General features: G+C 56.7%; 11 protein-coding genes. 4 read left to right on the forward strand and 7 right to left on the reverse strand.

The window, feature by feature from the left end:
* Positions 1 to 102 precede the first annotated feature (102 nt).
* Positions 103 to 558 (forward strand): very short patch repair endonuclease, encoded by a 456-nt coding sequence (locus tag ACPPVP_RS01060; RefSeq protein WP_426530468.1) that lies wholly within the window; start codon positions 103 to 105, stop codon positions 556 to 558.
* On the opposite strand, the gene ACPPVP_RS01065 is transcribed toward ACPPVP_RS01060, so the two are convergent.
* Positions 500 to 1,696: a restriction endonuclease gene (locus ACPPVP_RS01065; protein ID WP_426530470.1), complete on the reverse strand. Its 1,197-nt coding sequence runs from the start codon at positions 1,694 to 1,696 to the stop codon at positions 500 to 502. The two genes, ACPPVP_RS01060 and ACPPVP_RS01065, sit on opposite strands and share 59 nt — an antisense overlap.
* 100 nt (positions 1,697 to 1,796) lie before the next feature.
* On the opposite strand from ACPPVP_RS01065, the gene ACPPVP_RS01070 reads away from it, so the two are divergent.
* Together ACPPVP_RS01070 and ACPPVP_RS01075 are read left to right on the forward strand one after the other, a co-directional pair.
* Positions 1,797 to 3,269: a DNA cytosine methyltransferase gene (locus ACPPVP_RS01070; RefSeq protein WP_426530472.1), complete on the forward strand. Its 1,473-nt coding sequence runs from the start codon at positions 1,797 to 1,799 to the stop codon at positions 3,267 to 3,269.
* Positions 3,270 to 3,422: 153 nt separating this feature from the next.
* Positions 3,423 to 3,851 (forward strand): DUF6641 family protein, encoded by a 429-nt coding sequence (locus tag ACPPVP_RS01075; protein WP_426530474.1) that lies wholly within the window; start codon positions 3,423 to 3,425, stop codon positions 3,849 to 3,851.
* 83 nt (positions 3,852 to 3,934) lie between these two features.
* Here the strand turns inward: ACPPVP_RS01075 and ACPPVP_RS01080 are convergent, their stop codons facing one another.
* The 3 genes from ACPPVP_RS01080 to ACPPVP_RS01090 form a co-directional block, all read right to left on the reverse strand.
* Positions 3,935 to 5,572 carry an amidohydrolase family protein gene (locus tag ACPPVP_RS01080; protein ID WP_426530476.1) on the reverse strand — a complete coding sequence of 546 codons (1,638 nt, stop codon included), beginning with the start codon at positions 5,570 to 5,572 and terminating at the stop codon, positions 3,935 to 3,937.
* Positions 5,573 to 5,812: 240 nt separating this feature from the next.
* Positions 5,813 to 6,568 carry a hypothetical protein gene (locus tag ACPPVP_RS01085; RefSeq protein WP_426530478.1) on the reverse strand — a complete coding sequence of 252 codons (756 nt, stop codon included), beginning with the start codon at positions 6,566 to 6,568 and terminating at the stop codon, positions 5,813 to 5,815.
* A 288-nt stretch (positions 6,569 to 6,856) separates the two neighbouring features.
* The gene (locus ACPPVP_RS01090; RefSeq protein ID WP_426530480.1) at positions 6,857 to 7,204 is read right to left on the reverse strand and encodes a hypothetical protein; all 348 of its coding nucleotides are present in this window, start codon (positions 7,202 to 7,204) and stop codon (positions 6,857 to 6,859) included.
* A 189-nt stretch (positions 7,205 to 7,393) separates the two neighbouring features.
* Here ACPPVP_RS01090 and ACPPVP_RS01095 point away from each other — a divergent pair, with 189 nt between their 5' ends.
* Positions 7,394 to 8,554, forward strand: a complete 1,161-nt coding sequence (locus tag ACPPVP_RS01095) for an IS30 family transposase (RefSeq protein WP_426526839.1) — start codon at positions 7,394 to 7,396, stop codon at positions 8,552 to 8,554.
* A gap of 116 nt (positions 8,555 to 8,670) precedes the next feature.
* On the opposite strand, the gene ACPPVP_RS01100 is transcribed toward ACPPVP_RS01095, so the two are convergent.
* The 3 genes from ACPPVP_RS01100 to ACPPVP_RS01110 all read right to left on the reverse strand — a co-directional run bounded on the left by ACPPVP_RS01100 (position 8,671) and on the right by ACPPVP_RS01110 (position 11,679).
* Positions 8,671 to 9,663 (reverse strand): hypothetical protein, encoded by a 993-nt coding sequence (locus ACPPVP_RS01100; protein ID WP_426530482.1) that lies wholly within the window; start codon positions 9,661 to 9,663, stop codon positions 8,671 to 8,673.
* Between the two features lie 453 nt (positions 9,664 to 10,116).
* Positions 10,117 to 11,343, reverse strand: a complete 1,227-nt coding sequence (locus ACPPVP_RS01105) for a hypothetical protein (protein WP_426530484.1) — start codon at positions 11,341 to 11,343, stop codon at positions 10,117 to 10,119.
* Between the two features lie 9 nt (positions 11,344 to 11,352).
* Complete coding sequence (locus ACPPVP_RS01110) at positions 11,353 to 11,679, reverse strand: hypothetical protein (RefSeq protein WP_426530486.1); 327 nt, start codon at positions 11,677 to 11,679, stop codon at positions 11,353 to 11,355.
* Between the last annotated feature and the right edge of the window lie 244 nt (positions 11,680 to 11,923).

Genomic DNA, 11,923 nt, shown 5'->3' on the forward strand with positions numbered 1-11,923 from the left:
GCCCCACGGGAACAACGAACCGGCAACTTACCAGCGGTTGAGCGCGCTTGCGAGCCGGATGTGCGGTCCGACATCATGAGCCGGGCCAAGCGGAGCGCCCTCATGAGCCGTATCCGAGGCCGGGACACGGGACCGGAAATGACCGTTCGCAGGCTCCTGCACGCGATGGGCTACCGTTTTCGGCTCCATGCCCGGGACCTTCCGGGCAAGCCGGATGTCGTCTTCCGCAGAAGGCACGTCGCTCTCTTTGTCCACGGCTGCTTTTGGCACCGGCACGACTGCGGATTGGCTTATGTCCCCAAGACCCGTGCGGATTTTTGGCAGCGCAAATTCGCGGGTAACGTAGCGCGGGACCAAAGAACGGAACAAGAACTTGAAGTGGCGGGTTGGCGAGTGGTCGCCGTCTGGGAGTGCGAGCTGGGCGACCTTGCGTCCTTGGCTGGGCGCCTCGCGAAAGAACTTGGACCGCCAAGAACTCTCGGTCGGAGCGATAGTCTGGCTAAGGCGCGACGGTGGGCGCGGAAAACTCGCGTTCAAGCCAAGCCCTCACCGCGCTAGCGTCCGCATGTCCGTGCCGCCTCAGGAGGCCGGCAATATCACGCGCCGAGATCACGATGATCGGATGTTGATCCTCCTTGATCTCGCGATACGCCTGTAGATCGACGTAACTCGTGGTGACGAGTATTCCGAACTGCCGGTGGCGCAGCCGCGAGATGAGGCGCGACATCTCCCGCACGCCGACGCTGTTGTCGAGCGCGTAGCACTTTGCTTCTAGCGCGAAGTCAACGAGGATGGATGCGATCCCGTGACCAAGACGCAGCTTGCCGATTGCGTCACGACCGCCATCCCGTGACGGGCGGGTTAGGTCGAGCTCTCCGATGTCAGGCAGCATCAGCCTCGCAAGCGCGGCAGCGCATTTCTCAAAATCGTGTGGACGTTCACCAAAGAATTGGTGGACCTCGCAAATGATGGCAAGGTCTTCTGCGCCAGAGGGGAGTTGCTCGATTTTGGTCCTGTACTCGATCGAGCGGGTGGATTTGAGCGGTTGATACCGGCCCCCCTCCACCCAGTCGGTCCATGCCTGCGGTGCGCGTTGCGTGTGGGGCGTCCCTGCAATTACTTCTTCGATCCAGGAACGTTCAACAACGGGCGCATTCAGGATGGTGAAGCGTGCGCGGTAATTCTGAAAGCGCATGCCGTCCGCAGTCCGCCAGATCGCGACCAGATCCTCCGCGACCTGTTGCTCCGAAGTACCCGGAACCGCGAGCCCGAGGAACATCACGTCCCGCCACTGCCCGGTGTTGCCGAATACGAAGATCGGCGGAATGCTGCGCCGGCCGGTTACGCCCTCGTGGGCTGCGGCAAAGATACGACGAAGGAGTTCGTTGCCATTCCGTGGCGTCGCATGAAGGGCACGGCCGGGCTGCTTATTGTCGCCGTAATACGTGAAGGAGCCGGTTTCCCGATCAAGCTCGTCAGGCCAGTTGGCGTCGCTCATCGAGGAAGTCAGAACTACCATTTCAAGGGCGGCAAGAGAGCCGCGGTACCTGAATCCGCCCTGGTTGGACACCCGCAGTAGACGAGGGAACGGGTCATCGCCCGCGTTGCCGGAGCGACCGCCCTCATACACCGCGTCAACATGCAGATCAGCCCCTCCAAGGGCGTCGAAAGAGATCGACCTTCCCGCGTCCGCCACTGCACTCTCTCCGGTATTTCTGCTCAGGCGAACCTGGCAATGTCCGTCGAACCTGGTAAGTTGCGGCGGCGCTCAACTCCTACCATGGACTTTTTCGTCGATGAAATCACGCGACGGCGTCGCCGCCAAATTGGCCCGTCTCCGCAATTCACAGGCGCGCCCGCGGGTCCTCGACCTGTTCGCGGGTTGTGGCGGCCTGAGCCTCGGCTTCCATGCAGCCGGCTGCGACATTGCCGCGTCGCTCGAAATCGACAAACTGGCTGCCCGCTCGCACGCGATCAATTTCTTCAGGGACGCGCCAAAGGATGTCATTGACCTGCATGCAATACCCCGCGACGTGGCGCTGCTTGAACCCGAAGAACTCGTCGGAGAATTCGGGCTGGGTCCGACCTCAGAGGCGATCGATATCATCATAGGCGGACCGCCCTGCCAAGCGTATGCCCGGGTCGGCCGAGCGAAACTACGCGAGATAGCAGATCACCCACGCGCGTTCAAAGTTGATCCTAGGGGGAATCTGTATCTGCGGTACCTCCACTACGTTGATCGGCTGCAACCACTCGCGATCCTATTCGAGAACGTGCCTGACGTTCTCAACTATGGCGGTCACAACGTCGTGGAGGAGATCGTGGAGGCACTTAATGATATGGGATACGACGCCGCGTATTCCCTAATCAACTCCGCGCATCACGGCGTGCCCCAGATGCGAGATCGGGTCTACATGATCGCATATCGCAAGGAGCTGGGAGCGGTCGTTAACTTTCCTCGGGCAACGCACCACTGCGATCTTCCGCGAGGATACGCGGGGACCCGCGCTGTCTCCTTGAAGCTGATCAACTTGTCGGAGGGATACGCGTTCGTTAAACCGGATACGGGCCACAAAGGGCTTCCGCATGCGGTGACTGCCCGCGAAGCGATCAGCGACCTGCCGCCGGTCACGACCCACCTCGAAGGCACACTAAAGCGAGGAGCGAGGCGTTTTACCGAGGCGGCATACTACCGCAGAACGGCCTGGGACAACCTCCCTTCCTACGCCCAACTCATGCGATCGTGGCCCGGCTTCAAGGCCGGCGAGGCGGTCTATGATCACGTGCTGCGCTATCTGCCGCGCGACTCAAGGATTTTCAAGGCGATGGCGCCCGGCGATGAATATCCGCAGGCCCACCTTGTTGCACTGAAGCTGTTCAAGGCCGCCGCAAGCCGTCGCAAACTTTCACCCGAAACTGCGGAGTGGCGATCCCTTCGCGATTCGATGGTGCCGCCATACGACCCGAGCAAATTTCCTAACAGGTGGTGGAAGTTGCGGGCGAATGGTCCTGTTCGGACTCTCACGGCGCATATCGGCAAGGATACCTATACGCACATTCACTACGACAGCGACCAAGCGCGGGTAATCACAGTTCGCGAAGCCGCTCGGCTGCAGTCATTCCCGGACGGCTTCGTTTTCGCGGGCACGATGAACCCCGCATTTCGGCAGATAGGAAATGCTGTTCCACCGCTCATGGCGCGTGAAATAGCCTTTGAGATCATTTCAAGCTTGCAAAGCGCTCTCAATCCCGCCGCGGCTGCGGAATAGTTATAAAGCAGGCCCTCGCAAGTATTGGCGAGGGCGATGGACTTAAAAGCTGTTTGGGGGTCCAACCTGAACAGGGTGCCGCGAACTTGGCATGTACAGTGTCGTCCACGTGGATAGGATCCGCGAGGTTTTATCCAATAATGGAGAATCTCGATGCCAGTCCTGAAGTCACTCTCGTTTACCGCTCTGCCCAAGTCCACCAACGATCCGGTTCAGCAGCGCCGGACCAAATTCATCAACAAGTTGGAAGAGCAGAAGCTGCTCCTGAACGATCCCAACCACGTCCGAACCGTTCAGCGATGGACAAAGGTTAACGGCGAGCGTCAGGCCACCACCAAGCAGCAAGCCGTCCGGCCATGGTGGAAGACCGACCCGTCGGGTCAGGTGGTGATGTCCATCAAGTTCGGGGCCAAGCCGATCGAGTTCGAGAAGGGTAAGGCCGGCATCGCGGTCCCGTCCAAAGACAAGCTTCCGACCGTGATCGATACCCTCATCGCTGCAGTGCGAGCCGGGGAGCTGGACGAGTTGTTCAGCCAGGCAGCTAAGACGGGCGGCATCGGGAAAGTACGCAAGGCTGCATGATCCATAGACTGGGCGACGGGGGTTTTCGCCGTCGCCCAACTAGGTTCATCTCCGCGAAATCGACTAGATATCCGCGGCGACGGTTAGCTGATTATCGCAGGTATACTATCGAGCTTCGCCATCCAAGCTGGCTTCGAACTGAGGCTGTAGTACTGATCTAACCGCGCTCTGTTGGGTTGGCCGACGCCCAACCCGAGAAACTTTGCCGCGTTTATCCCGAAAAAGCGGCTGCTAAGCGTGCCGTCAGCTCCCAAAGATTTGTCGCGATCCAACACGCGATACATCGCTTCGAATCGCGCAAGATACTCGTCGGACATGGACCCTTCGAGTACGACCATTTCCCAGTCCGTCCCGTACATGAGCCGTTGTGCTACGGCGGCCGAGCCGCGATTGGCCGTCCGTCGCATGCGGGCAGCTAGGTACCCTTGTAGCCTAGCCTGTTCTGACAATACCTCCGAGAAATAGCCCGAGTCTGCGTATAGGTACTCTCCGTTCGGCATCAAATCCGCAAGGGCGTCGGGTTGCGTCGTGCTGTCAAGACTGGTTACTCCGAAATGACCGAAATCAACCCTCAGCTTGGGGAAGGCGCTTAAGACGTCAGCCCAGTATTTTGCGTAGGTTAGCCGGTCATACTTCGGAGCGGGACCGTTGCTGGCGTTTGTATGTGCCATGATCGGTACGCCATTGGTCTGGCACCATGTGTATAGTGCTAAAAGCGCCCGATCTAGATTTGCTCCAAGCCGAGTCCGGGGGAAAGTTGGCGGCAGTGCGCTGTCGTCCCAAAAGCTATCGGGGAATGCTGCATTGCCGAGTGGTGCAAATCCCATCGGCGGATAGAGCTTTACGCCAACAAAGCCATGATTCATGATGGCGTCGGTAACGAAGGCCAGTGACGACCCGCCTGCAATTTCCTTGAAGGGATCGTAGGGCGCGAAACACAGCACGCGACCGCCGGTTACTTGCGAGATTCGCTCCATTACCCGAACTTGATCGCTCAAGCTTGTCGCAGTTGGGTTGCCACCGCCAATAGGCCAGTCGTAGTCGACAAGATGGGTGACGAGCAGATCCACTTTCCGCGTTCGACCTCGCGAATAGTCGAGCAGATATTGGTAGACATTCACGTAGCGAAATTGAAAGTTTCGTATCAAGAACTCGACCGCTCCGTCCGCAGTAACCTTCTTCGTGTTGAAGCGTTTAATCGAAGCTAGCTTCCTATAGCCCAAATAGGATTCCGGAAGGTTTTCGATTTGCCGCTCCAGAGGGCTTTTTGCAAAGCGCCTCTTTCTGCTCAGAACGTTCCGCAGTGCAGCTTTTAGCTCACTTCTGGCACGCCGATATCCCGCATCCCTTTCATCCTCTAAGACCTGTATCACGCTATTGCCGGTGCACGACCTGAGTACAGCATCGATCCTCTGGAGTTCAGCTAACTCCTGCGCGGCACTTGGCGCAAAGTTGCGTCCGAGCTCAGCAAGTAGCTCCGCGGCCTCCTGATAGGTCTCTGGATCGTCGCGCATCAATATCCGAGTGAGAAAACCTTCGATTTGCAGGTCTGATCCATTGAAGACGTGCGCATGAACGTCGATCGTCAGCGGGGTGCTAGGATCGCTAATCGTAGGATCCGTCGGACAGAATGGGGTGATTGGGATGCTGCATCCCGATAGTCCAATGCTAGCCCCCAAGCTTCCCATAGCAGCAAGCGCCTGACGGCGTGAAATATCCACCTTCGGCCTCCATGAATAATAGAAATGCTGTGGTGCGTTCCGCATCGAGCCACGTCGCTGTCTACGTGGCGCCTTCCCAAGCCTGTTCTGGGCGAGAATTGCAATGGCTGGGGATATGGTCAGCCAAGAAGGTAAAAATTGAAATAAAGATAGCCAAAGCTGCTGACGTTTTTGATCTTCCAATTTGGTTAGACAAACGGATGGCCGGAAGGCCCAGCATGTCATCACTGCCGTCTCACACTACGCAGTATTTGGCAGATCACGTTTGGCCACGCAGACGATGGCCCCGGGCGTCTCCCACGTAGCGAGTAATCCGAGCTCGTAGGCTTCAAATACCCGCAACTGATGATGTATCGACTCCTTGGAAGCGCCGGAGGACAGAAGCAGCTCGATGTCGATGACGGCTTGGGCCGCAACTACCGGCAAGCAGGTTTCCAACCAGCCGACCTGAGCCGCGACGGCTCTGACCTTGAAAACTGCTTCTGCCGATGCGTTTTCAGCCCCAGCCCGAGCCTTTGCAAACAGCTTTGGCGCCATCAGGAGACGGTCATGGTCCGAAGACCTCATGGTATCACCAATCACTCCGCCAAGGACGGCTGCTGAATTTAAGCGATCGTCGTCGAGCTCGACCTTCGGCCCAGCACGGCACCATAACTGCGCATTGTTCATCTGGAGTAGCTCGTCGAGACCGAGCTGACTGAGATAAGCATAGGCTTCGAATGGATCAGTCCGCCATTTTATAACGGGAGGGTTGGCGCAACCCCGCACCCTTGCGACGTCACGGATGGTGCGTTCGATGCTGGCTGTGTTAGCCCGTCCGTCGGCCGCATTCGCTCGCTGGGCACGATCGAGGAGTGACCGGGTCAAGGGATGCCACGGGGTCGTCTCCATGCTCGCAACTATGCCGGGCCGGAGATCAACAACAGTGTTTCCTGTCCAACTTTCTAAAGCCAGACAAAATGAACCGGCCAATACCTTCCTGCGATCGATGTCCATCTGGCCTCCTGTTGGTCCAGGAAGGGCGGCCGTAAACTGAAATGGCAAAGATGGACATGTTTGAGCCGGTCTTCCCAAAGAAGCTCAACGAGTTTTGCAGAGGCTTAGCCAGCCTCCTCTTGGGACTTTCGAGCCGGACAAAAAGCTCGGCACTTTCCTGATCAACCCCACCGGAACTGGATCAGCCCGTGTGATCTGGTCAAGGTCGATATTGAGTGAATGGTCGGCGTTTGACCCAAATACGGTATGGAGTCGCAAGCGCCGACCAAAGCAGCAACATCTTAGCGCCTAGAAGCGGGGGGCGGTCCGATATTGTGTTGGCTCGTCGAAGTGCTCTCTCTCCAAGAGACTGCGGGTGTTTCGTTCAATTTGGGCAAAGAAGAAGATGCAGCCCGCCACTGATGACGAAAGAACAAATCCCAGGACTACGCCGACGATAGTCCCGAACACGAATCCGGCATTCGCTACGTGGCCGAAGCCTTGCAAATTGACGTCAACGTTGGCAACTCCGAAAATGGGCGAAAGAATCGCGCCGTAAAACGCGCCGTAAATTCCTCCGGCAAGGGTACCGAACAATATTGAAAGAACCGCCATCAGTTCGGCAATTCCCATCACCAACCTTCGAAACGAAGTCATTGCATCTCCCCCAGTTTGTGCTCCCATCCTAGCTGGCGACACATCCTTATAGCAATGTTGGTTGCTGCGGTGCATAAGTCCGGGCCCTTAGCGGACCTTCATTGCTCCCTTAGGACATTCCGCATTGGCCTGGTGGTCTCAACCGGTCGCCGCAACACTTTATCTTAGAGGGAAAAGATGGAGTGTGGGATGGAACGGAGATTTCATAGAGGTTTTACTGCGGCGGAGAAGACGGAATTATGGGATCGCTGGAAGCGTGGGGAGTCGCTGAAGGCGATTGGACGAGCTTTTGGTAAGCAGTCATCGTCGATCTATTTTCTGGTGGCTCCGCATGGTGGGATTCGTCCTGCGGAGCGGCGTCGCTCCAGGTTGGCGTTGACGCTTGCGGAACGCGAGGTGATTTCCAGAGGTGTTACGGCACATCGATCGGCCCGGTCGATCGCCAAACTGCTTGGCCGCTCACCCTCGACGGTGAGCCGGGAAATGGGTCGCAATGGCGGCTATGATCGCTACCGAGCGACACTTGCGGACGAGAATGCCTGGGCGCGATCCCGTCGTCCAAAATGTTGTAAGTTAGCGACCAATCCGCGGCTTCGGCGGGCGGTGGCAGGCAAGCTCAGATTGGATTGGTCACCCGAGCAGATAGCCGGTTGGCTGAAGAGAACGCATCCTGAAGACGAGTGTAATCAGGTGTCACACGAGACCATCTATCGCAGCTTGTTTGTCCAAGCACGCGGCGTGCTCAAGAAAGAGCTGCTTAGCCATCTTCGATCGAAGCGCTCGATGCGTCGCTCCAGGCCGGTTGACCCAAATGGGGATAGACGGGGGCACATCAAGGATATCGTCTCAATCAGCCAGCGACCGGCGGCGGTTGAAGATCGGGCGGTGCCTGGCCATTGGGAAGGCGATCTGTTGTCCGGACCGAACAACAGCTACATCGCGACCCTGGTCGAGCGTCATACGCGTTACGTGATGTTGGCCAAGGTGGCAGGCAAGGACACCCAGACGGTCGTATCCGCGCTCATCAAGCAGGCGAAGAAGCTACCAAAGGAGCTGTATAAGTCCCTGACCTGGGATCGGGGCAAGGAACTTACGGATCATCGTCGCTTTACGTTGGCGACCAACATCGACGTCTATTTTTGCGATCCGCAAAGCCCGTGGCAGCGCGGGTCGAACGAGAATACCAATGGCCTGCTGAGACAGTACTTCCCGAAGGGCACCGACTTGTCGGTGCATTCGCAAGCCTATCTGAACAAAGTGGCTCGTCAGCTAAACGAACGACCACGTGAGACCTTGCAATTTGAAACACCAGCGGAGAGATTTAACGCCTGTGTTGCGTCGACCGGTTGAGCCGGCACCTCAATAGCGGACATCCACGACCACCACATATTCCCTTGCAGCCTCAACGTCCCGAGATGTGAGGCCGCCAATGGATATATCGCTCGCCCCACCATGCGATGACGAAATTACGCGGTTTTCTTTGCCCGTTTCTTGCGCGGCTTTTTCAGCGGCATGGCAATCTGCTGATCCGCGGTGGTGAATTCCATTACTTCAACGATTTTATAATGAGGTGTGGCGTCGGGCTTTCCTGGTTGCGGCTCAATTTCCATCTTCACGCGGTATCGATCGTTCTTGAATGCCCCGCCGCGCTTCACTGCCTCCTTGGCAATGGTCGTTTGTGAGATGTCGACGTAGATGGGCTTGCTGCGATACAGAAAGCGCCACATGGGGGCTCTAACATCAAAGACTGGGCTGTAGACATATAAGGTTGCGGTTACGATCTTCGCGGTGAGAGTGGGATCGGCTGACGTTAGAGCTAGCGGGGTAGTGTTATAAAGTGACGCTTCTATATCATGAATATCATCGTCATTGAGCACTGTTACCGGCAGGTCACGTTCCCTGAACTCGATGCGTTTAGTGATGTGACGCGAGACCGGAGCAAGAGTAGCACGTACAGCGGCAGCCATTTGCGGATTTTCGGCGAGCTGGTAGACGTCCTTATCGACATTGACGGTGTTGTTGTCACCGTGGACGTGGACGATGACAGTATTTGATCCGCTATTCTCAACTTTCTCGACTGTGCGACCCTTCTTCCATTTCAGGTACGCGAAGACACCGCCGACGGCTGTGCCTGCAATACTCCCGATCAGGCCCACTTTGGTGAGGATTGTGGTGGCGTTGGCGACAGCGTCTTTGTCATCGAGAAATGACTTGAAGGCGTCGAGCGTGGCTTGGATAAGCTCGAAGTTAATATTGAAGCACTTGTGCTCAAAGTTCGAAGATACCAAGAGCCTGACCAAGGCGCGATCTCTGTTCAATTCTCTATTGGCGACCCGTACAATCTGAGCATAGCCGGCGAGCGCGGCGCCGAGTGCGTCAGCATCTATTGAGTGGTCGTCTGGATCTTCTCCGACATAGGCGATCTGGAACGCGTAGCGGCCTTCTGGCAATTCAGCCATTCCTATTACCCCCGAGTGCCAGCGACAGAATACAACCGATGAGGCGATACGCTAGGGGGTGCATTCCCAGTTTGTTCAGGCGAAAGGTCTTAGAACACGTACTGGGGAGCAACGAATCCCAGAGTTTTCGGATCGCTCCGAAGAACGTGAGAGCTGTGTCGACGACGGTCAGGAGTGCGGTGACGCGGTTGCCCAACCGCTCGCATCTGTCGGCGCGTGACCGGCGTCGGCGGCGTCGGAAGTCCGAAGGAGCCACTGGTCGGTGAAATTCGACGACGCGCAGGCCTATGCCAATGAGGACGACAAGATCAAGCGTTAGCAACTAGCCAACGGGGGCGCCCGTCTCGCCGAACCTCTCAACGCGATGTGGCGGTAGGACGTCGTTCGGATGCGGGCTATCGATGCGAACGCTCGTTTATCCTTTGCTAAGCAGCAGTCGCTAGGCGGACGACCTCAAATGTTCGGTGCGGTTATCCGCTCGACCATCTCGAAAATCTCATCGTCGGAAGGTAATTCTCTGTTCATCGGCACGACGTCACGGACGTTTAGTTCCTTGCGAAAGGAATTTATGAGCCCAGGAAGCCGAAATATGACCAGATCGGAAAAGTCGTCGGTTACCTTGGTACGAGCGGCGTTCAGTTCGGTCACGATTTGGGACGGAAGTCCGACGATTTGATGCGGTCCGATCGGCATGTGCAAGAATCTTTTGTTTTCATCGCCCCAGTCCGGCGCGGAATACTTCGCGTAAGCCGCTGGGAAAATCGCGCGCAGACATTGTTCCCGCATCATCATCGCGAGCGCCAAGACGTTGACAGGTACCAGATCTCTACCGGCCGCGATGTCGTCCGCCAGCGCGTCGCAATAGTCGAGAATACGGCGGTAACGCGTGGCGAGCAGGGCCGCTCTGAAGCATAGCGATGCGAACCGGTCTCGATCCTGCGCGAGGCGCGCGTTGAGCATGACGCCGAGAGCAAAACTATCGCATAAGATTTCCTCTATTATCCTCGATTTGTTTCTGCTCCAATGAGCCTTTCCCTCTTCGTAGGTACGCTTCCAGAATCTGTCGCTTACGGGGAAGCCGTATTCCTTTTCGAGTTTCCGCCGTTCCGTGAACGAGGGCTTTCGGGTGGCAATCTCGCTGCCCTCGAGATAGATGAGCTCGGCGTTCACGAAGTGAACAGCCATGAACGCCGGATCATGTTTGAGCTTGTGATGGCATATCTCGTGCGCCAGCACGAAGAGTTCCTGCATCTCGGTGAGCTCAGCCCGATCGGTCCCGAAACTGTTCTTCGTAAGACGTTCTTTCGGATGCAGAAGGGAATATAGAAGAGCGATATTCTGCGCTTCCGCGAGCTTATTTTTGGAGAGCAAACGCTGAGCGATGCACTTCAAAGCGGCGGCTTCAGCGTAGTCCGGAACCTTGGCATGGTACAGGATCCTGGTGAACAGGTTGAAGGTCTCCCCCAGGTACCTGTCGTAGATGAGATACCATCTGTCGTCCGCCTCGACGATCTCGCATGACCTTTCAGTGCTGTAGACGACCTTCAACTCGGGAAGATCTCCCGGCATCTCGCCCTGCACACGCCGATATAGGGTTTGATAGTAAGGGTCCATCGCGTGCAATTCATCTTCCGGCACAAGGCGCCGGGAGGTGGTCAGGTAAGACTGCAAGGCGGACATGGCCCGATCTCAGGACTTCTTCGTCTTCTTTGCTTCCCGCTTGCTCCGCTTTTCTATGAGCGCCAAAAGGACCGTGTTGATCGTATCTTCCGATACGTCCGACACTTCGACGCCGTCGACTTTGAGTTTCGGGCGTCGCCTGTTCCGGATGAGTTGAACGATAATCGTCGTGACGCTCGTCAGCACAGCGGTCGAAAGCGGCAGGATAACATTGACGAGATCGACACCGGTGCCGTCGAAACGGTCGGTTCTGATCACGTCGTATTTCAGTCGTTGATCATCAGCCAAAGTCCTCACAAACTCGAGATCGTCCTTGTTGATTTCGATAAGCAACATCTTCAACCTCCTGAATCGCACGCCTCAACGAGCATGGAGCCGAGCTTGATAATACATGCCGTCGCTATCCGCGGGAATATGCGCCGCTTGGCTCACGAGTCTTGATCCTATAGTTCGTTGCGCGATAGCCGCCCTGCGGTATTCGCCATCCAGACTCAACCATGTGATTGAAAGTCAATCGGCGAATTGATGATAATTGATCTCTTCTATAATCAGTTTAGACAAGAGATTGATCGAGATCGAC

It is taken from the genome of Bradyrhizobium sp. McL0615 (assembly GCF_049993905.1).
GTDB lineage: Bacteria > Pseudomonadota > Alphaproteobacteria > Rhizobiales > Xanthobacteraceae > Bradyrhizobium.

Bases quoted from the DNA above. Each gene is read 5' to 3' on its own strand.
- ACPPVP_RS01070 (WP_426530472.1), top strand. From the start codon at position 1,797: ATGAAATCACGCGACGGCGTCGCCGCCAAATTGGCCCGTCTCCGCAAT.
- ACPPVP_RS01060 (WP_426530468.1), top strand. From the start codon at position 103: ATGAGCCGTATCCGAGGCCGGGACACGGGACCGGAAATGACCGTTCGC.
- ACPPVP_RS01085 (WP_426530478.1), bottom strand. From the start codon at position 6,568: ATGGACATCGATCGCAGGAAGGTATTGGCCGGTTCATTTTGTCTGGCT.
- ACPPVP_RS01090 (WP_426530480.1), bottom strand. From the start codon at position 7,204: ATGACTTCGTTTCGAAGGTTGGTGATGGGAATTGCCGAACTGATGGCG.
- ACPPVP_RS01100 (WP_426530482.1), bottom strand. From the start codon at position 9,663: ATGGCTGAATTGCCAGAAGGCCGCTACGCGTTCCAGATCGCCTATGTC.
- ACPPVP_RS01075 (WP_426530474.1), top strand. From the start codon at position 3,423: ATGCCAGTCCTGAAGTCACTCTCGTTTACCGCTCTGCCCAAGTCCACC.
- ACPPVP_RS01095 (WP_426526839.1), top strand. From the start codon at position 7,394: ATGGAACGGAGATTTCATAGAGGTTTTACTGCGGCGGAGAAGACGGAA.
- ACPPVP_RS01105 (WP_426530484.1), bottom strand. From the start codon at position 11,343: ATGTCCGCCTTGCAGTCTTACCTGACCACCTCCCGGCGCCTTGTGCCG.
- ACPPVP_RS01110 (WP_426530486.1), bottom strand. From the start codon at position 11,679: ATGTTGCTTATCGAAATCAACAAGGACGATCTCGAGTTTGTGAGGACT.